This window comes from Novosphingobium capsulatum NBRC 12533, from assembly GCF_001598375.1.
GTDB classification, from domain to species: domain Bacteria; phylum Pseudomonadota; class Alphaproteobacteria; order Sphingomonadales; family Sphingomonadaceae; genus Novosphingobium; species Novosphingobium capsulatum.
The window spans coordinates 62692-82886 of the sequence record NZ_BCYV01000014.1 but is presented as its reverse complement, the minus strand read 5'-3'; the positions used below and the strand labels follow the sequence as shown (position 1 = coordinate 82886).

At 65.3% G+C, this 20195-nt stretch carries 16 protein-coding genes; 8 read left to right on the top strand and 8 right to left on the bottom strand.

The features are described 5' to 3' along the window. The first annotated feature begins 91 nt into the window (after positions 1-91). Positions 92-1618, top strand: coding sequence for a malonate--CoA ligase (locus tag SCA01S_RS13995; protein WP_062786820.1), 1527 nt, complete (start codon positions 92-94; stop codon positions 1616-1618). A 3-nt stretch (positions 1619-1621) separates the two neighbouring features. Then, on the top strand, positions 1622-3163 hold the full coding sequence (locus tag SCA01S_RS13990; RefSeq protein ID WP_062786578.1) for a carboxylesterase/lipase family protein: 1542 nt from the start codon (positions 1622-1624) through the stop codon (positions 3161-3163). A 53-nt stretch (positions 3164-3216) separates the two neighbouring features. On the opposite strand, the gene SCA01S_RS13985 is transcribed toward SCA01S_RS13990, so the two are convergent. From SCA01S_RS13985 to SCA01S_RS13970, 4 genes are all read right to left on the bottom strand, one after another. Next, the gene (locus SCA01S_RS13985; RefSeq protein ID WP_062786575.1) at positions 3217-5601 is read right to left on the bottom strand and encodes a TonB-dependent receptor; all 2385 of its coding nucleotides are present in this window, start codon (positions 5599-5601) and stop codon (positions 3217-3219) included. A 250-nt stretch (positions 5602-5851) separates the two neighbouring features. Continuing rightward, positions 5852-7213 carry a malonyl-CoA decarboxylase gene (locus SCA01S_RS13980; RefSeq protein WP_062786573.1) on the bottom strand — a complete coding sequence of 454 codons (1362 nt, stop codon included), beginning with the start codon at positions 7211-7213 and terminating at the stop codon, positions 5852-5854. Between the two features lie 106 nt (positions 7214-7319). Next, positions 7320-8510 carry a beta-ketothiolase BktB gene (bktB, locus tag SCA01S_RS13975; RefSeq protein WP_062786570.1) on the bottom strand — a complete coding sequence of 397 codons (1191 nt, stop codon included), beginning with the start codon at positions 8508-8510 and terminating at the stop codon, positions 7320-7322. 21 nt (positions 8511-8531) lie between these two features. Next, complete coding sequence (locus SCA01S_RS13970; RefSeq protein ID WP_022677902.1) at positions 8532-8939, bottom strand: nuclear transport factor 2 family protein; 408 nt, start codon at positions 8937-8939, stop codon at positions 8532-8534. A gap of 155 nt (positions 8940-9094) precedes the next feature. Between SCA01S_RS13970 and SCA01S_RS13965 the strand changes: the two genes are divergently transcribed. From SCA01S_RS13965 to SCA01S_RS13955, 3 genes are all read left to right on the top strand, one after another. After that, positions 9095-10138 (top strand): NADP-dependent oxidoreductase, encoded by a 1044-nt coding sequence (locus SCA01S_RS13965; protein ID WP_062786817.1) that lies wholly within the window; start codon positions 9095-9097, stop codon positions 10136-10138. A 31-nt stretch (positions 10139-10169) separates the two neighbouring features. Then, positions 10170-10523 (top strand): Rieske (2Fe-2S) protein, encoded by a 354-nt coding sequence (locus SCA01S_RS13960; RefSeq protein ID WP_062786567.1) that lies wholly within the window; start codon positions 10170-10172, stop codon positions 10521-10523. A 215-nt stretch (positions 10524-10738) separates the two neighbouring features. Beyond that, positions 10739-11608, top strand: a complete 870-nt coding sequence (locus SCA01S_RS13955) for a hypothetical protein (RefSeq protein ID WP_157088982.1) — start codon at positions 10739-10741, stop codon at positions 11606-11608. 1 nt (position 11609) lies between these two features. Here SCA01S_RS13955 and SCA01S_RS13950 read toward each other — a convergent pair whose 3' ends face one another. Both SCA01S_RS13950 and SCA01S_RS13945 read right to left on the bottom strand, forming a co-directional pair. Further along, a complete protein-coding gene (locus SCA01S_RS13950; RefSeq protein WP_062786563.1) occupies positions 11610-12599 on the bottom strand; it encodes an alpha/beta hydrolase in 990 nt (329 codons plus the stop codon). Positions 12600-12615: 16 nt separating this feature from the next. Next, positions 12616-14085 (bottom strand): GH1 family beta-glucosidase, encoded by a 1470-nt coding sequence (locus tag SCA01S_RS13945; protein WP_062786560.1) that lies wholly within the window; start codon positions 14083-14085, stop codon positions 12616-12618. A gap of 294 nt (positions 14086-14379) precedes the next feature. On the opposite strand from SCA01S_RS13945, the gene SCA01S_RS13940 reads away from it, so the two are divergent. Continuing rightward, entirely contained in the window at positions 14380-14808 is a 429-nt protein-coding gene (locus SCA01S_RS13940; RefSeq protein WP_062786557.1) for a nuclear transport factor 2 family protein, read from the top strand. Next, positions 14808-15608 carry a ThuA domain-containing protein gene (locus SCA01S_RS13935; protein ID WP_062786555.1) on the top strand — a complete coding sequence of 267 codons (801 nt, stop codon included), beginning with the start codon at positions 14808-14810 and terminating at the stop codon, positions 15606-15608. The genes SCA01S_RS13940 and SCA01S_RS13935 overlap by 1 nt, the downstream gene beginning before the upstream one ends. Positions 15609-15687: 79 nt before the next feature. On the opposite strand, the gene SCA01S_RS13930 is transcribed toward SCA01S_RS13935, so the two are convergent. Both SCA01S_RS13930 and SCA01S_RS13925 read right to left on the bottom strand, forming a co-directional pair. Continuing rightward, positions 15688-16467: an SDR family NAD(P)-dependent oxidoreductase gene (locus SCA01S_RS13930; RefSeq protein WP_062786552.1), complete on the bottom strand. Its 780-nt coding sequence runs from the start codon at positions 16465-16467 to the stop codon at positions 15688-15690. 81 nt (positions 16468-16548) lie between these two features. Continuing rightward, on the bottom strand, positions 16549-18822 hold the full coding sequence (locus tag SCA01S_RS13925; protein ID WP_245652622.1) for a TonB-dependent receptor: 2274 nt from the start codon (positions 18820-18822) through the stop codon (positions 16549-16551). 217 nt (positions 18823-19039) lie between these two features. Here SCA01S_RS13925 and SCA01S_RS13920 point away from each other — a divergent pair, with 217 nt between their 5' ends. After that, positions 19040-20071, top strand: a complete 1032-nt coding sequence (locus tag SCA01S_RS13920; protein ID WP_062786546.1) for an NADP-dependent oxidoreductase — start codon at positions 19040-19042, stop codon at positions 20069-20071. Positions 20072-20195: the final 124 nt, after the last annotated feature.

The window sequence follows — 20195 nt, the reverse complement described above, 5'->3', positions numbered from 1 at the left end:
CCATCATGTATGTGCCACACAGCACACCGAGCCCCCGCCGGGATATGAACCGGCCGCGGCGCCGATATCGCGGACACACAAAAGGATGAGCATGGAGCAGGACCTTTTCACCACTTTCCAGGCCCGTGCGCTGGATGCCCCCGATACGCCATTCCTGATCCTGCCCGATCTTTCGACGATCACCTATGGCGCCGCACTGGCGCGTTGTGGACAGATGGCCGGCCTGTTCCGCGCCGCCGGGGTGCAGCCGGGTGACCGGCTGGCCGTTCAGGTGGAAAAGAGCCCCACGGCCCTGCTGACCTATCTGGCCGCGCAGGCGATCGGCGCGGTCTATCTGCCGCTCAATACCGCCTATACCGCCGCCGAGGTGCGCTATTTCCTGGCAGACGCGCGCCCGGCGCTGTTCATCCATCGCCCGCAGGACGATGCCACCATGGCCGCGCTGTGCGCCGAAATCGGCGTGCCCGCGCGGCTGACCTTGGGCGCCGATGAGCAAGGCACGCTGGCTGCTGGCCTGAACCACCACGCGCCCGATCTGGCCACATATGCCGCGAGCCCAGGCGATCTTGCCGCGATCCTCTACACCTCGGGCACCACCGGCCGGTCAAAGGGCGCCATGCTCACGCGCGCCAACCTGGCGTCCAATGCCTTCACGCTCAAGGATTACTGGCGCTTTGGCGCAGCCGACGTGCTGCTGCACGCGCTGCCGATCTTCCACACCCACGGCCTGTTCGTGGCCACCAACATCACCATCGCGGCGGGCAGCGCGATGATCCTGTGCCCCCGGTTCGACGTGGCCGAACTGATCCGCCTGATGCCGCGCGCCAGCGTGCTGATGGGGGTGCCCACGTTCTATTCGCGGCTGCTGGCAGAGCCGGCGTTCACCCACGATCTGGTGGCGCACATGCGCCTGTTCGTGTCCGGCTCGGCGCCGCTATCGGCCGAAACGCACAAGGAATTTTCTGCGCGCACCGGCCATGCCATCCTCGAACGCTATGGCATGACCGAAACCAATATGAACACGTCCAACCCCTATGACGGGCCGCGCATTCCCGGCAGTGTCGGCCTGCCGCTGCCCGGCGTGGAACTGCGCATCACCGATCCTGAAACCGGCGCTGTCCTGCCCCAGGGCGCGGTCGGCGGGATCGAGGTGCGCGGCCCCAACGTGTTCAAGGGCTATTGGCAGATGCCCGAAAAGACCGCCGAGGAACTGCGCCCCGATGGCTTCTTCATCACCGGCGACATGGGCGTGATCGATCCGGCTGGCTATGTTGCGATCGTCGGCCGGGCCAAGGACCTGATCATCTGCGGCGGGTTCAACGTCTATCCGGCCGAAGTGGAAGCGCTGATCGATGCCATCCCCGGCATCGCCGAAAGCGCGGTGATCGGCGTGCCCCACCCCGACATGGGCGAAGGCGTGGTGGCGGTGGTCCAGGCGCGCGATGCCGCGCTCGACGAAGCAGCCGTGCTGGGCGCGTTGCAGGGGCAGCTGGCCCGCTTCAAGCAGCCGCGCCGCGTGGTGTTCGTGCCCGAACTGCCGCGCAACACCATGGGCAAGATCCAGAAAAAGGCCCTGCGCGAAACCTATGCCACCCTCTTTGCCGCCAAGGTGAACTGAGCCATGCGCGCCACCACGATCGATCGCCGCCAGGCGCTGGGCCTGATCGGCGCGGGTGCGCTGCTCGCGCCGCCCTTTGCGCCCGCCCTCGCCCGCGCTCCCCTGGCCCACGATGGGCTGACCATCGCCACCGTCAGTGGCCTGGTGCGCGGCCAGATGGCCGGCGGCGTGCGGGTGTTCACCGGCATTCCCTATGGCCAGGCCGCCCGCTTTGCCGCGCCGCGCCCGGCGCCGCGCTGGGCCGGGGTGCGCGATGCCACCGCGCCCGCGCCGGTCTGCCCGCAAAAACCCGGCATGACGCCGTTTGCCGGCACGATGACCGAAGATTGCCTGGCGCTCAACATCTGGGCACCGGCCACGCCGGGGCGCCATCCCGTGCTGGTCTATATCCACGGCGGTGGCAACGAAGGCGGCTGGAGCGGCGAGGCGTTGACAGCAGGTGATCGCTTTGCCGCCGATGGCGTCGTGGCGGTGACGGTCAACTATCGCGTTGGTGCGCTTGGTTTCCTGGAAACCGGGGAAGCCCTGGGCCATGCCTATGCCGGCAGCGGCAACAACGGCATGCGCGATCTGGTGCTGGCGCTGCGCTGGATCAGGGCCAATATCGCCGCGTTCGGCGGCGATCCGGCGCGAGTGACGATCGCGGGCGAATCCGCCGGCGGCAAGAACGTCGGCACGCTGATGGGCATGCCCATGGCCGATGGCCTCTATACCCGCGCCGCGATCTTCAGCGGCGGCGGCCAGACCGTGCACACCTTGGCCGAAGCGCAGGAATTTGCCCGCCTGTTCGTGGCCAAGCTCGGCGGCGCGGATCGCCTGCTGACCGCCACGACCGACCAGTTGCTGGCCGCGCAGGCCGCGGCGCGATCGGCCTGGCCGCGCAACTTCCCGTTCCGCCCTGTGGTCGATGGCCAGGCGCTGCCGCTGGTGCCGCTGGCGCGTCTGCGCGCCGGCAACGCGCCGCGCGTGCCGCTGCTGATCGGCAGCAATGCCGATGAAAGCCGCCTGTTCCTCAATGCCGAACAGGCCGCCGGGCCGATCCAGCCCCAGGCGCTGTCCAATGCCACGGTCGCAGAGATGGTGGCGCGCGATGCCGCCTATGCCCAGGCCTTTCCCGATCTTTCCACGGCAGAGCGCCACTGGCGCCTGATCACGGCCGAGGAATACGGCATGCCATGCCTGCGCCTGGCGATGGCCCATGCGCAAAGCGGCGCGCCGGTGTGGCGCTATCGCCTGGCGTTTCCGGCGCCGGGTGGGCCGTTCAAGGGCCACAGCCCCCACGTGCTTGATCTGCCGTTCACGTTCGATCACCTGACATCGCCGGGCATGGCGCAGTTCTTTGGCCTTTCGGTCGCCGAGCAGCCGCTCGCCGATGGCATGCACGGGGCGATGGTGCGCTTTGTGCAGGGACAGGCACCGGCCGGTCCAGGGCTTCCCGCCTGGCACGGCTATGACGCCGGGGCACACGCCACCATGGTGCTGGACCAGGTGCCGGCCCTGGTGAGCGATCCCGATGGCGTGGAACGGAAAATCTGGGGCGAATAATACCAACCTGCAGCGCCGCGATGGCGCTGCAGGGGCCTTGACCGGATAATGGCTTAGAAGTTCATGGCAAGGTTGAGGCCGAACGATCGCACCGAATCCAGCCCGAACTGCTGGGTGTAGGACAGCTTCGGCGTCGCCTGGCCGCGCGCGTTGCGGGCGTTGGAATCGCCCGAATCGACGCCGATCGCGGTCGGGTTGATCTCGTTCGTACAGTTCTTGCAGAACACCGAGATTTCCACGCGGTTGGACAGCTTCGCACCGATGCTGGCACCGAACACGTCGATCTGGCCAACCGTGGCGCCGGGCGCCTGGTTGACGGTGTAGTTGATCGACGAGCGGTGATACCAGTTGCCCTGGATGAACGGCTTGACCGTTCCTTCCAGCGGCACTTCATAGCGCGCCAGCATGCTGGAGGTGAAGCGCGGCGCGGCCGGCAAGGTCAGGCCTGATGCATTGAAGGTGGACTGGGTGGCAGAGCACCCATAGGTCGTTTGCGTGGGATAGCATTGCGCCCCGGGAAAGCTGTCGAACTTGGAAGACAGCAGCGAGGCCGAACTCGTCAGCGTGAAGCCGGTGAACGGCGCCACGATGACCATGGCCTCGATCCCCTTCGAGGTGACGCTGGCGGCGTTCTGCACCTGGAAGGTCGCCAGGGTGGCGTCGAACGACTGCACCTGGAAATCGTCGAACTTGGTGTGGAACGCCGACAGGTTGACTGTCAGCTTGCGGTTGAAGAAGCTGGATTTCACGCCGATTTCGGCCGTGCGCGAGGTCTCCGGGCGCACCACCACATTGGCGGTCGCGGTGGGGAACGTATCGTTGAAGCCCGGCCCCTTGTAGCCGCGACCATAGAAACCATAGACCATGATCGTGGGCGTCGCCTGGAACTGCGCCCCGGCCTTCCAGCTGAAATCGGTGTTGGCGTAGCTGGACGAGAATACGCCACGCGGGCCGCCCAGCGCCTGGAAATAGTTCAGCTGGTTCTGCGACAGGACCACGTCGATCTTGTCGTGCGTGACGCGGCCACCGGCGATCAGTTGCAGCCCATCGACCACCTTGTAGGTCAACTGGCCGAAGCCGGCATAGCTTTGCGTGTTCTGCACATAGTTGCGATCGCTGCCCAGCTGCGCCACGTTGGACCGCGAACACGTCGGCGGGTTGGCGCCTGGAACGGCAACCGCACCCACGCAGAAGGGATAGCCGCGCACGGCAGCGTCCGGCAGGTAGCTGTTGCCGGCCAGTTGGCGCGCCAGATCGAGCTTCGACTTGAACCAATAGAGACCGACCTGGCCGCTCAAGCGGTTCTCGGCCGGAAGCGCCACGCGCAATTCGTTGGAATATTGGTCATAGCGCGATTGCGAGGCATTGGTGTTCAAGCCGTTGCCAGGCAGGTAATCGCCGTCAACCGCCTGGTTCTGGGTATAGAACCGCCAGGCAAACAGATTGCTGATCTCGATGCCCGAAGCCATGCGATAAGACAGCTGGCCCTGCGCGCCGCCGGTCTTGATGTCGCGGAACTGGCTGGCTTCGCCCCCGAACAGGAAATTGCGGCTGCCCGGCGTGATCCCGACAGAGTTGAGCGACGGCAGGTTGACGCTGGCTACGTCGACCTGGCGATAAGTGTTGTCGAAGATCCCGGCGATGCCGTGGTTTTCGTTGTAATCGCCAATGGCATAGAACGAGAGCTGGTCGGTCAGCTCGGCCAGGTATTTGCCCTTGAAGGAAAAGCTGGTGGCATTGAGATCGTGCCGCGAGCCGGGCGCATAGGCGCCGACATGGGTGGTGGCCGGCTCCTGATAGGAATAAAGGCCGCTCAACCGCAGCGCCGAATTGGCGGTCACCGGGATGTTCAGCGTCTCGCGCGCGATAACGCCAAAGGCATTGCCCGATTCAGAGGGCTTGTCGCGGCTGAGCAGTTCGAGGTTGGCCGAGCTGGAATAGTCACCCAGCTTGGGCCGCGCGGTGACGATGTTGAGCAGGCCGGCCGAGGCATTCTTGCCGAACAGCAGGCCTTGCGGCCCGTTGAGCACTTCGACGCGCGCCAGATCGTTGAGCAGCGGGCTGTTGAGCACGGGGCGGCCCAGGTTCACGTCGTCGATGGCGATGGCCACGCTGCTGTCAATCGTGCCGGCAAAGGCCAGCGTGCCGATGCCGCGCACGGCAAAGGAATTGTCCACGCCCACCTGCAGCGAGGGCGCAGCGCGGGCAATCTGGGTCAGATCGTTGAGGTTCTGCGACGCCAGCGCATCCTTGGTCAGCGCCATAACGCTGACCGGCACGCGCTGCAGGCTTTCGCTGCGGCGCTGCGCGGTAACGATGATCTCGCCGTTCTGCACGGCATCGCCACCTGCGTCCGCAGCGCCCGCGGCCTGGGCCAGGGCAGCTGGTGCGGCCAGCATCGATGCCGACAGCAAAGCCGCGATGGTAAGTGTGCGCACAGGTTCCTCCCTCATTAATTTGGCCACACATTTTGGCCTTACCAATATCCTTGACTTGGTTTTAGGGAGAACGGAAATCAATTCATTTTATCGTTATCCATCTGTTTCATGCATGCAAAGGCGTCAAAGTCGGCGTTGCCACGCCGCAGTCAAAGCCGAATATGTGGCGAGAATGCAGCATATGCCGCGCGCGATCGGGCAAGACGCCGTGTTGCGCCCACCATCTGGCTTAACAGAGCAGCAAAACAGGTCAGGCAGCTGGCAATACCAATTTGGCATGCGTGTGTCGCTCCGGCGCCAAGAGTGCGTGCATCGCGCCGCTGGCATTGACCACGCGGTGGCGGGCATAGGCGTTGTGGTTGGCCTCCACGCTGGCAAGATCGTAGAGGTAGTTGACCATCAGCCCCAGCGATTGCTTCATCCCGCGCGGGCTGGTGTCGGCCAGCCAGCACAGCCGCTCTACCCGCGCGCCATTGCCGACATGGAAACGCGCCACCGGATCGCGCAGCCGCCCGCGCCCATCGCGCTCGGCCAGCAGATAGCGCGCGCCCAGCCGCATCAGCGCGTGGCGGCGGGGATCATCCCCTGCCCAGCCGGCATCGGGCGCGCCTTGTGCCAGGGCCTGCCCGGCCGCCGCATCGCCCTTGGCCGCCGCATCCCGCAGCCAGCGGGCAAATCCGGGGATCGGCGAAAGCGTCACATAGCTTTCCAGGCCGGGAAATTCGGCGCCGAGATCCTCGACCACCTGCTTGATCAGGAACTGGCCAAAGCTGATCCCGGCCAGGCCCGCCTGGCAGTTGGATATCGAATAGAACACCGCCACGCGCGCCGCTTGCGGATCGAGCACGGCGCGGTCTTGCGCCAACAGCGCGCCAATCGAATCCGGCACTTGCGCGCACAGCGCCACCTCCACGAAGATCAGCGGCTCGTCGCCAAGCGCGGGATGAAAAAAGCCATAGCAGCGCCGATCAGCCGGCAGCAGGCGGGCGCGCAGATCGTCCCAGGTGGCGATGGAATGCACCGCCTCATAGCGGATGATCCGCTCCAGCAGATCGGCCGGGCTGCTCCAGTCGATGCGCCGCAGCACCAGGAATCCGCGGTTGAACCACGAGCGCAACAGATGCACGAGATCGTCTTCCAGCGGCGCCAGCATCGGGTCTTGCGGCAAGTGGCGCAGCAGATCGGCCCGCATCGCCACCAGCGCCGCCGTGCCGGCCGGCGCCTGGTTCAGCCGGCGCAAGACCTCCTGGCGCGGCGCCTCTGCCGCGCGGGTCACTGCCGACAGGCGCGCCGGGCTGGGATCGGCATCATGCGCATCGAGCGCCGCACGAATGGCCTGCGGATCGGGGGCAAAGCGCGTGGCAAGGGCGCGCAGGAACGCGTGGCGCCCGGCATCGTCGCACGCGGCATAATCAGCCAGGATGCCAGCCGCCAGATGCACGCCCGAAGACTGGCTGCGTTCTTCCAGCAGGGCTGCGGCACGATCGATGAGCGGCGCATCGGCTGGCACCGCAGCCACGCCCGGCGCACCCTTGCCGGCGACCGGGCGGCGCCAGCGTTGAAACAGGCTTTCGAGAATGTCGCGGGCAAGGCGCGATCGGTCGAGCGGCATGGCGCGTGATTCTCCCAAGGCCGATATCCGGCCTTGGATATACACTATCGCATTTAATCGCACCACCGCATACGCAATATGGCGTTTTCAATAATCGTGCATATGATCAGGCCGCTTCGATTACCATGGCGATACCCTGTCCGCCACCGATGCACATCGTGACCAGCGCACGCCGGCCGCCCGTGCGGCGCAATTCGTGCGCAGCCTTGACCACCAGGATCGCGCCGGTTGCCCCCACCGGATGGCCCAGGGCAATACCGCTGCCGTTGGGATTGACGCGCTCGCTATCGAACCCGAGCGTGCGCGAGACCGCCAGCGCCTGCGCGGCAAAGGCCTCATTCGCCTCGATCACGTCGATATCGGCCAGGGTCAGCCCGGCGCGGGCCAGGGCAATCGGCACGGCCTTGACCGGGCCCATGCCCATATAGGCTGGCTCCACCCCGGCGTGACCCCAGCTGACGATGCGCGCGATCGGCGCCAGGCCGCGCTGCTGTGCCACGCTGCGCCGCGCCAGGACCATGGCCGCCGCGCCATCGTTGATACCGCTGGCATTCGCCGCGGTGACGGTGCCATCCTTGCGGAATGCCGGCTTCATGCCAGCCAGCGCCTCGGCCGTGGTGCCGGCGCGCGGGTGCTCGTCGGTATCGAACACCGTCGTGCCCTTGCGCGTCACCAGCTCGATCGGCAGGATCTGTTCGACAAATCGCCCTTCGGCAATCGCGCGCAGGGCGCGGGCATGGCCTTGCGCTGCCAGCGCATCCTGGTCCGCGCGCGAAATATCGTGGCGCGCGGCAATGTTTTCCGCCGTGATCCCCATGTGGCAGCCATCGAGCGGATCAGACAGCGTTTCCACCAGCGCATCGACCAGCGTGGCATCGCCCATCTTGCGGCCCCAGCGCTGGCCATGATCGTGATAGGGCGTGTTCGACATGCTTTCCGCGCCACCCGCCAGGGTAATCTCCGCCTCGCCCAACTGCATCATCTGCGCCGCCGAGATCACCGCCTGCAGCCCCGATCCGCATAGGCGATTGACGGTCAAGGCCGGCACCTCCACCGGCACCCCGGCCTTGAGCGCGGCGGCGCGCGCCAGATAGGCGTCCTTGCCGCTCGACGGGATCACCTGCCCCATCACCACGTGCTCCACGTCCTGTGGCGCCAGGCCCGCCCGGCGCACCGCCTCGGCCATCACGCGCGCGCCCAGCTCGGCCGCGGCAAAACTTTTCAGCGCGCCGCCAAAATCCCCGATGGCGGTGCGCACCGGGCCAAGGATCATGATGTCGTCGGGCTTGTCGGTCATGGTCGTGATGGTCCTTGGAGGTCAGGCCAGCGCGGCGCGCTTGGCAGCAGTAGCGGCCAGCACGGGCGCCGGATCGAAGTAATAGGGAATGATCGCGCAGGCCTTGCCATCGCGAAAACGGAACAGCTCGCACAGCTCCGCCGGCGCCAGGGCGGGATCGGCAAAGCGCAGCGACAGGATCGTCACCGCGTGATTGGCGCCGGCGGTGGTTTCCACCCGGTCCATCGCCACCACATCCATCAATCCCATCACTTTGGTGAACAGATCCTGCAGGCCCTGCACCCCGCGATAGGTGCCGGCCATGGGCAGGCCATCGGCCTCCACCACCACGAAATCGTCGGTCAGCCGCGCGGCCACGGCATCCCATTGCCCGGTGGCGGTCAGGCCATACAGTTCATCGACAAAGGCGATCATTTCGGCAGGCGTCATGGCCGGCGTTCCTCTTCCCGCTGGGTATTGCGCCATCATCGCCCCGCCCCAGCGCCACGCCACCTAGCGAAAAAGCTAGAGCGCCACAGCGGGCCAAGCGCCTATCAGGCATGGATAGACAAGAACACAATGCTGAAAGACGGATGCCTGATCAGATGACGTCTGCTGCTCACCCCATGGCCGCCCTGCCCGCAACGGTGCGCCACATCGTGTTGCGCCGCCGGCCGGTGGGCGTGCCCACGCCCGATTGCTTTGCCCTGGTGGAAACCCCCATGCCGGTGCTGGACGATGGCCAGATGCTGGTGCACATGCGCGTCGGCTCGGTCGATCCGGCGATCCGCGGCTTCCTCGATGATCGCCCATCCTACCTGCCGCCGGTGGCGATCGATGCGCCGGTCACCGGTATGTCGCTGGGCGAGGTGGTGGCCAGCCGCCACGCCGATTGGCCGGTGGGCACGCTGGTGCGCGTGCTCGGCACCTGGTCCGATCACTATGTCATCACGCCCGATGCGCTGGGGCTGGAACGCGTTACGCCGCAGCCGGGCGTGCCGCTACGTGCCTATATGGGCGCGCTGGGGCCGGTGGGGCTGACGGCGTGGGTGGGCCTTGTCGCGGTGGGCCAGGCGCGGCCGGGCGATACCGTGCTGGTCAGCGCGGCGGCCGGCGCCACCGGCAGCACGGTGGTGCAGCTGGCGCGCGCCATGGGCTGCCGCGTGGTGGGCCTGGCTGGTGGGGCAGACAAGGCCGCGCTGGTGCAGCGCCTGGGCGCCGACGCTGCGATCGACCACCGCGTGGCGCCAGATGCGCTGGCCGCCGCGCTCGATGCCGCCGCGCCGCAGGGCATCGATGTCTATTTCGACAATGTCGGCGGGCCGCTGCTCGATCTGGTCCTGCCACGCATGCGCGAAGGCGGGCGCATCGCGCTATGCGGCATGATCGCGCAATATAATGATGCCGATCATCCCCACGGCGTGACGCAGCTATGGCAACTGGTGGTCAAGCGGCTGACCTTGCGCGGTTTCCTGACCTATGACCACGCCGATCGCCTGGCCGAGGCGCAGGCCATGCTCGATGATCTGCACGGCCGGGGCGAACTGGTGCCGCTCGAAAACGTCCACCACGGCTTCGAAAGCCTGCCGGGCGCATTCATCGCCTTGATGCAGGGGCAAACCACCGGCAAGACGCTGGTGGAAATCTGACCAACCGACCACCGACAAGGAGCAACGCGCCGTGGAAGAGCAAGTCTGGCACCCGATCGGCAGCGCAGACCATATTGCCGAAGGCCAAGCCAGCGTGCACGCAGTCGGCGGCTGGCAGGTGCTGCTGACGCGCCATGAAGACGCGATCGTGGCCCTCAACGACCGCTGCACCCACGCCGCCGCGCGCCTTTCCACCGGCCGCATCCGCCGCGGCGCGCTGATGTGCCCGCTTCACGGCGCGCGGTTCGACCTGGCTGACGGCCACTGCATCGGCGGCGCCTATCCATCCCTGCGCCGCTTCCCGGTGCGCGAAAGCGATGGCGTGGTGGAAGTCGCCGTGCCCGCAGCGCCGCCCGGCATGGAAGAACTGCCGGTCGATCCTTGAGGGCTGCGGCGATCGGGCATCATACGCTGCGCGAGCGTGTTGGCGCCATTCCTTCTAGAACCAAGAAACGTGTTTAGCCCGTAACAAGCGCAGCGCGATCTTGATTGGCATTTTTTGGGTCGATTGGCGCTAGTGTTACGCTCGTTCGTTTGCAGGCGCTGCAAATTTACGCCAAGTAGCCATCGTAAGAGAAATAGCTGGGACAGGCGATGGGCGTGGCAAAGTACAATCTGGTGCTCACCTTGACCCTTCCTATCCTGCTGGCGGGATGCCAACGGCAGGAACAGCCTCCAGCCATGTTATCCTACAGCATGGAAGCGGGCTATATTGACCCCTATCCCAACACTGTGTTGGTGTTCTACACCGGATCGCCCGCCCGCGTGACGGCGTATCATGCGCCCGATATGCAGTCGCTCAGAGGGTCGCCGCGACTGATCGCGGAACGGGTTAGAATGTTTGTCCCGCATAGCGAAGACTTGCTGGAATCCGGCATATACAGGAACGTGTTCTTTTCGCGCCCGCACGCAGGGCCCGGACCAGGGATCTGCGTCGCGCAACGCTACGACGTTGACTTCTATGGGCAAGCAAAGTCGAGCACTATCTCGCAAACCACTGTCTATGCCGTCGTGGGCAGCGTTGCCCCGCTAAGCAAGCCGGCCACAGATGCCTACAAGGCACGCCTCGAACAGGCCTGCCTAAGCCGCACGGATCTCGATGCCTGGTTTCAGGCCAAGCCTGAGCAAGCCTATCCCGCGGTGCGCCTTGCCGATGCCATCGTCGCATCAGCAAGGAAACCAGGCCCGATACCTTTCAAGCTGGAATGTGAACCGACAACCCGCTTCAAATCACCCCAGTGCACAGCTAACGTTCGCGGCGATCTCGCAGCAGTTAATTCCAGGAGAATTGTAAGCGTTTCCGAATGCAAAAAATTCAACGACCTAAAATGCCTAACGATTGATTTCGAAAAAGACCATGCAAAATACCCAATTCCCGAACAAACCTGGAGTGTCGATATTTATTACGACGCCTTAAATTATCATATCAACAACGTTCTGGTTACGGACAATATTACTATCATTGGTTAGCTCAGAACACCCCATGCCGCCGGCCAAAGGCGTGGAACAGGTCGGGCCAGGCGTGCGCAGGCACGGTTTGCGGCAGGCGCGCGCCAAAACCGTGGCCGCCTTGGTCGAAGCCGTGGAATTCGCACGGCCGGGCCTTGGCCAGCAGGGCCTGATACATCGCCAGGCTGTTCTGGATCGGCACCAGGCCATCGTCGGAGGCGGCGGTCAGGAACGTGGGCGGCGTATCGGCGCCCACCCGCTGTTCGACCGAGCCTGCCCGCGCGGCCGCCGCCGAGGCGCCGGGGCCCAGCAGGTTGTCGCGCGAACCGGCGTGGACGAATGTCTCGCTCAAGGTGATCACCGGATAGATCAGGCCAGTCAGATCGGGCCGCGCCGACAGCGCGTCGGCCGCGTCGCGCGGGGCGTAGGTCTTTTCGGCAAAGCGCGTCGCCAGGCTGCCGGCAAGGTGCCCGCCGGCCGAAAAGCCCAGCACCGCAACGCGGGCCGGATCGATGCCGAATTCGCCGGCGCGATGACGCACCAGGCGGATCGCGCGCTGCATATCCTGCAAGGGCACCAGGCCACGATCACCCCAGCCTTCGCCCGGCAGGCGGTAATAGAGGATGAAGCAGGTCACCCCGCGCTGGGTCAGCCAGTTGGCCTGCTCTTCCCCCTCGTTATCGATCGAGAGGAAGCCATAGCCGCCGCCCGGCACCAGGATCACGGCCGAGCCATCCTGATAGGCCGGCCGGCGCACCTCGATCGTGGGCGTGGCCACGCCATAGAGCCAGCGATCGTCGAACGCTGCGCTCTGGCTGCGCTGCTCGATCCGGCGCTTGGGCAAGATGGCCGGCGCGCCCGGCGCGGCACCGGGCCACAGCGGAATTGAGGGGCCGCCATAGTGGATCGCCGTGGGGCCGGCGCTCGCCTTGGGGCTGGCGGCGGCAAGCGCGCCCAGCGTGGCGAGGCCGCCCAGTAAGGCGCGGCGCGAGGGCGCGATCGTGGTGGTCATCGGTCGGTCCTTTCGCTCAGACCAGGCGATTGGTGCGGATGACTTCGCGATACCAGTCCGCGCTCATCTTGGGGGTGCGCTTCTGCGTGGCGAAATCGACGTGGTGGATGCCAAACAGCTTGGTATAGCCATCTTCCCATTCGAAATTGTCCATCAGGCTCCACAGGAAATAGCCCTTCACCGGCAGCCCCTCGCGCGTGGCGCGCTGCAGGTGGGTGAGGTAGTTGCGCAGGTACATCACGCGATCGGCGTCATAGACCTTGCCATCAGCGGCCACGGCATCATCGGCCGAACAGCCGTTTTCGGAAATGTACAGCGCCTTGGGCTTCCACAGCTCGTTAATGGTGCGCAGCCCCCAATACATCACCTCGGGCGTGACATAGAGCCAGGGCGAGGCCATGCGCGGCGACTGCGGCAGGTGAGGCAGGATCTCATAGCCGCCCGGCTTGCTGGCATCGGCGCGCACGGTGTTGCCGGTGTAGATGTTGACCGAGACGAAATCGAGCGGGCTGCCGATCGCGGCCATGTCGCCGGCCTGCACCTTGGGCGCGTCCTTGCCCTGCGCGGCCAGGTAGCTGTCGATGTAGCGGCCTTCCATGATGGCGGTGAGGAACATGGCGTTTTCCTCGCGCACCGCGCGCTTGACCGCGTCGATATGCTCGGGCGTTTCCAGCGCAGGCACAAAGATCGTCGCGTTGTCCGCCAGGCCCACCTGCGTGCCGGGGCGGGCATGGGCGCGGATCGCCTGCACGCCCAGGCCATGGGCCAGCACGCCATGGTGGCGCACCTGGTTAACCTCGCCCATCGGCAGCTTGAGGCCGGGCGCCTTGCCCCCGGTCATATAGCTCAGGTCGGTAAAGCAGCGCAGTTCGTTGACCGTCATGACATGCTTGACGCGGTCGGTCAGCTTGCCGGCCATGAACCCGGCATAGTCGGCAAAGGCCAGCGCGGTGTCACGGTTCTGCCAGCCGCCGGGCAGCGCGGCGGGCAGGTCCCAGTGGAACAGCGTGACATGCGGGGTGATGCCGGCGGCCAGCAGGCCATCGACCAGGCGGTTGTAGTAATCCAACCCCTTGGCATTGGGCTTGCCCTTCCCTTCCGGGAAGATGCGCGACCAAGCCACCGAAAAGCGATAGGCCTTGACGCCCAGTGCCTTCATCAGGGCAATATCCTCGGGATAGCGGTGATAGCTGTCGCACGCCACATCGCCGGTATCGCCGTGGGCAACCTTGCCGGGGGTGTGGGAAAAAATATCCCAGTTGGTGGGCCCTCGCCCGTCTTCCTTCACCGCGCCTTCGATCTGATAGGCTGCGGTGGCGCAGCCCCAGGCAAAATCGGCCGGGAATGCCAGGTCATCGCCCGCGCCCGCCGCGGTGCCGGCCGCAGTTGCGGTTTGTGCCAGCACGGGGTGCGTCCCGCCGATCGATGCGCCCAGGGCGGCCACGCCCAACCCACGGCCCAGATCGCGACGACTGATTCTGCTCATGCTGTCCTCTTCCTTGATAGTGTTCTGGCTTGGTTGTGTTCTGGCGCGAAAGTGTGCGGATCACTGCACCAGATCAGGCCGCCAGGGCCAATGCCAGGGCTGCTGCCAATCGGGCTCGAACCCCCGTATTCTCGGCAATGGTTACGCTATCATTGCCCCTGCTGACAATGCCTGTGTTTGACAAAATCGATTGCCGCGCGCTCACCGGCCGTGCGCCGCCTGTGCAATCGGCTAGGCGCCGTGGCCCTGCCCCCCGGCTATGGTCGGCGCCAAAGCCATAACGGGAGAGACCCCATGCCCTTTGCCGGCCCCGCCGAAGATCGCCTGGCCCTGCGCGAACTGCTTGAAACCTATGCCGATGCGGTCACGCGCTGCGATGCCCAGGCCTGGGGGGAAACCTGGGCCGAGGATGCGCAATGGTCGCTGCCCGATTATCCCGAAATCGGCACCACCTGTGGCCGCGCCGCGATCGTGGCGATGTGGGTGGAAGCGATGAAGCATTATCCCGGCATCATGTTCGAAGCCTGGCCCGGCAGCATCGTGGTGGATGGCGATCGCGCCACGCTGCGGTCCTACACCGCCGAGGTCTATGACTGGCCCGATGGCGTGCACCGCGATCGCGGGCAGTATGACGATGAATGCATCCGCATCGATGGCCGCTGGTATTTCAAAGCGCGCACGTTCCGCAACATCCATCGGCAGATCGCGCCCAAGGGGTTGTAATGCCTATCATTCGTCATCACGCCGGGCTGCGCGCGCTGGTGGCGGTGCGTGGCCATCCGTTTGATCGCACCGGCTTTGATGCCATGTTCCAGGCGATGGACGGCGTTAGCGCGACGTTGGTGGACCAGCCCGCCGCCGCCCTGCTGATGAACCCCGATGGCATGGCCGAATTCGACGTGCTGGTGCTCTACGACATGCCCGGCCTCGATTTCGAGGCAGCCGAGCCGCCCGCCATGCTGGCGCCCTCGCCGCAGTTGCAGGCCGGCTTTCGCGCGCTGCTGGAGCAGGGCAAGGGCGTGGTGGCGCTGCACCATGCGCTGGCGGCCTGGCCCACCTGGGCCGACTATCATGAATGGCTGGGCGGCCAGTTCCTGTACCGGCCGGCCATGGTGCGCGGCCAACTTGCGCCCGACAGCGGCTATCGCCACGATGTGGCCTATACCGCCCAGACCCATGCCCATCCCGTTACCCACGGAATCCCCGCGGAATTTCCTGTGGTGGACGAGCTTTACCTGGCGCAGGTCTTTGCCGATGAGGTGGTGCCGCTGCTCACCTGCGATGCGCCGTTCACACGCGATCACTTCTGGTCGGCAGACCTTGCGGTGCGTGGCGCAATGTTCGCCAACCACGGCTGGGATCATCCGCCCACCGCCCCGTTAATCGGCTGGGCCAAGCAGGCGCTGGCCAGCCGGCTGGTCTATCTCCAGCCCGGCGATGGCCCCGGTGCATGGAACAGCGCGCCCTATCGCGCCCTGCTGGAAAACGCGATGCGCTGGGTGGCGCACCAAGACCTGCGTTGAGCCAATATGCTACGTCACCCCGGGTCAAGCCCGGGGTGACAGTGGTGAAAAAGGGCCTCAGCTGCTGCCCCGAAAGCCCTCAGCGCGCGGTCATCCCGCCGTCCACCACGAACTCTGCGCCGGTGATATAGCGTGCCTCGTCCGACGCGAGGAACAAGTTCATGTTAGCGATATCTTCGGGCGCGCCCATATAGCCCATCGGCACCAGGCCCATCACCGCGTCATAGTTGGCGGCATTGTCTTCCAGCGCCACGCCCTGGATATTGGTGGCGATCATGCCGGGATGCACCGTGTTGCAGCGGATGCCATCGGTGGCCCCTTCCAGTGCAACGACCTTGGAAAACAGCCGCACCCCGCCCTTGCTGGCGGCATAGGCGGCGCAGCCCGGCACGCCGATCAGCCCGGCCACCGACGAAATGTTGATGATCGATCCGCCGCGCGCGCGGCCATCGGCGCCCGGACGGCGCATCATCACGAACGCGCGCTGCGTGCCCTGGAACACGCTGTTGAGGTTGACGTCGTTCTGCCGCAGCCAATCGGCCGTGGTCACCTTGTCGAATTCGCCCAGCACGGCGATGCCGGCATTGTTGACGATAATGTCGAGCGCCCCCTCGGCGGCATCGATCGCGGCGATCACCCGGTCCCAATCGGCTTCCGATGTCACGTCGTGCGCCAGGGCCGCGGCCACGCCGCCGGCATCGCGGATCGATTGCGCCACCTGTTCCGCGCCGGCCAGATCGCGATCGGTGACATAGACCCGCGCGCCTTCCTGGGCAAAGCGGATGGCCGTGGCACTGCCCAGCCCGGGCACCGATGCCCCGCCGGTAACGAGGGCGATCTTGCCTTCCAAGCGCTTCATGCTGTTTCCTTTCTTGTGCGACCTGGCCTTAAGCGACCGGGCAGGGGTCGGGACCGGGCGCCGCCCGATCCCGAGCGGCCATCAGAACTTGAAACCGATCGTGCCGCCATAGGTGCGCGGTTCCAGCGCCATGCCGAATGACCACAGCCCCGCCACGGTAAAGGCATGGGTGGTGGTGCGGATATCGGCAAGGTTGCGCCCGAACACGCGCAGATAGGCATCAGTCTTGTTGATCTTGAAATTGAGCGTCAGGCTGGCATCGACCAGATCCTGGGTCACCGTACGCACGCGCGCATCGTTGCCGCTCACGATCTGGCCGGGCGTGCCGAGCGCCGTGGTGCCCGCCGCGCTCGATGCGATCGAGATCTGCTCGTCATAGGGGCTGATGTGCCGCCACGACAGCGAGCTGACCACGCTGCCGAAATCGGTGGGGACGGTATAGTCGCCGCTGATCGAGCCCGAGAACGTGGGCGCATAGATCAGGCGGTTGGCGGTGTAATCGAACGGCGTGATCGTGGTACCGACCAGGCCGCCCACCACGAAGCGGCGGAAGTGCGACTGCATCAGCGCGGCCGAGGCCGTGATCTTGAAGTTGGAGCTGACGCGCAGCGAGCCGTCGAACTCGATCCCCTTGATCAGCGCGCCGCCCGGCACGTTGCTGGTGATCGTCTGGTTGCCGGTGGAGCAGGCGCACGGGATCGTCGTGTTCTGCTGCATGTTCTTGTAATCAGAGATATAGCCGGCCAGGTTGATGTTCAGGCGGTGATCGAACAGATCAAGCTTGGCACCCACTTCATAGGAATCGAGCGTTTCGGGCTGGAACGGCCGGGTGGCATAGTTCGCGTCGCCCGCGCGCGGGCTGAACCCGCCGGAACGATACCCGCGCGACCAGCTGGCATAGAACATCGCATCGGAATTGGGGCGATAGTCGATGCCCACCTTGGGCGTGAACTTGGAGAAGTTGGCCGAACCGGGCGGGAATGGCGCCCCCAGGAAGCCATTGGCCAGGTACTTGTAATCGTGCGACCAGCGCCCGCCGAACGACAGGCGCACCTTCTCGATGATCGCCCAGTTGAAATCGGCAAACGCGGCATAGCTTTCCGACTTGGCGTTTTCGATCTGCGGCGCGGCGTCAAACGTGCACGGCGGCGTATTGGGCGAAAAGCCGAACACGCGCGAGCACTGCTTGAAATCATACTTGCTGTTGAAATAGAACCCGCCGATCACATAGTCCAAACCCTGGATCAGGTTGCCGGCGGCGCGCAGTTCCTGGCTCCACTGCGTGTAGTTCTGGATGCGATCGACGTAATAGAGATCGGTGGACGAACCGTCGAAATCCTGGGTCTGCCGCTCGGCGCTGTGGCGCCAGCCAGTGATCGAGGTCAACTTAACACTGCCCAGGTTATAGTTCATTTCCAGCGTGGCATCGGGGGCATGATAGGTGCTGAGCGCGGGCTGGCCGAACGTGGTATAGAGATCGGTGGTGGTGTTGCGGTTGCATTCCTGCGCCGGCTCAAACGCGCAGAACACTTCGCCGGTCTTGGCCAGGTTGCTCACCACCGGCACGAACGACTGGATCACATTCTCGATAGTGAACTGCGCGGTGAAATCGGAATCGGCCGGCTTGAACAGGATCGTGCCGCCAAAGCTGTCACCCTTGGACGCGCCGTCAGAACGGTTGTAGGTGGCGTTGTGATAGAAACCATCGCTCTGGTTGTGGAAGTACCACAGCTTGAGGCCCAGGGTTTCGCCATTGCCGAAATTGCCGATCGCCTTGCCCGACCAGGTGTTCCAGCGGCCATAGGTGAACTCGGCCTTCATGCCCGCGGTCATGGTCGGCTTGCTGCGCGTGATGTTGACCACGCCGCCGATGGTATTGGCGCCAAACAGCGTGCCCTGCGGCCCGCGCAGCACTTCGATCTGGGCAATATCGAACGCGTCCTGCAACTGGCCGGTGTTGGTGCCGATGGTCACGCCATCGACGACCACGCCGACCGTCGGCGTCTGGCTCTTTTCGATGTCGGCATAGGTCAACCCGCGGATAGACAGGTTGGCCGCCTGGGCACCGGAATTCTGCTGAGTGATCAGCAGGCCGGGCGCCGCGCCCTGCAGATCGCCGATATTCACCGCGGCCTTGTTTTCCAGCATCGCGGCATTGACCGCGGTGATCGCCACCGGCGTGGTCTGCAGCGATTCCGCGCGGCGGCGGGCGGTCACGATGATGGCGTTGGTGTCTTGCGACACGGCGCTATCGGCCTGCGGGGCAGCATCGGCCGCCGGCGCTTGCGGCGCAGGCGCCCCTTCGGCCAGGGCCAGCCCAGGGAACAGCGGCACGCTGACCCCGGCCAGAAGCACGCACGCAGCACGATTGGCAAAGCAGCCTTTCATCCTCTCACTCCCCCAGTATCTTTATCCCGCAGGGTTCTTGCCCCTTGATGATGGGAACCTATGCCGGGGAGGGCACGCACACCTACTGCAACAAATCATAGGTGCTTGCCCCGGGGTTTGGGCCAAGCTGCAAGCGCATGATCGGGGCTGGCCAAGGCAGCCCCGCCGGATTGGGAGAGCAATGATGAACCCCCTGGAAAATCGCCGTTTCCTGTTGCAACGGCGCCCACACGGCACACCACAGCGCGATGACTTCCACCTGGAAACCGGCGCCGTGCCAGCTGCCCCGCAAGGCGGCATGGTGGTGCGCAACCATTTCATCTCGCTCGATCCGGCGCAGCGCGGATGGATGGACGATGCGCCCAGCTACATGCCGCCGATCGCGCTGGGCGATGCCGTGCGCGCGACGACGGTGGGCACCGTGCACGAGTCGCGCAATCCGGATTTCGCGGTGGGCGACTGGGTGCTGGGCCTTAACGCGATCGAGGATTACTCGGTGGTCACCCCCGGCGGCTTTACCAGCAAGATCGACGTGTCGATCGTCGATAGCCCCTCGCGCTATCTCTCGGCCGTGGGCGCCGTGGGCCTGACGGCCTATTTCGGGCTTACCGATGCAGCGTCACCGCGCGCCGGAGAAACCCTTCTGGTTACTGGCGCTGCCGGGGCGGTAGGATCGATGGTGGGCCAGATCGGCAAGATCCTGGGCCTTAGGGTCATCGGCATTGCCGGCGGCGCGGAAAAGTGCCGCCGGCTGGTGCAGGACTACGGCTTTGACATGGCAATCGACTACAAGGACGCGCACGGGGCCAAGCCGGTCGACGCCCTCTCAGCCGAAATCGCCGCTGCCGCGCCGCAGGGGGTGGATATCATGTTCGAAAACGTCGGCGGAGACGTGATGGATGCGGTGCTGATGAACCTGGCGCTGCACGCCCGCGTGGTGCTGTGCGGGTTGATCAGCGAATACAACGCCCCGGAAAAGATCGGCATTCGCAACCTGTGGCAGGTGATCGTGAAACAGGCGACGATCAAGGGCTTCCTGATTGCCGGCTATGTCCCCCGCTTTGCCGAAGGCGGCGCGGCCGTGGCGCAATGGATCGGCGAAGGGCGCCTGCGCGTGGACGAGGATATCCAGCACGGCCTGGAAAACGCCTATGACGCATTCATGCGCCTGTTCACTGGCGCCAATACCGGCAAGCTGGTGCTGGCGGTGGAGTGAGGGGCGTAAACTCTCTCCCCCTCCTCTTCAGAGGAGGGGGTCGGGGGGTGGTGGAAAGGTAGTGCAAGGCTTCGCACCACCCCCGCCCCCTCCTCTGAAGAGGAGGGGAGAAATCGCTTCACCC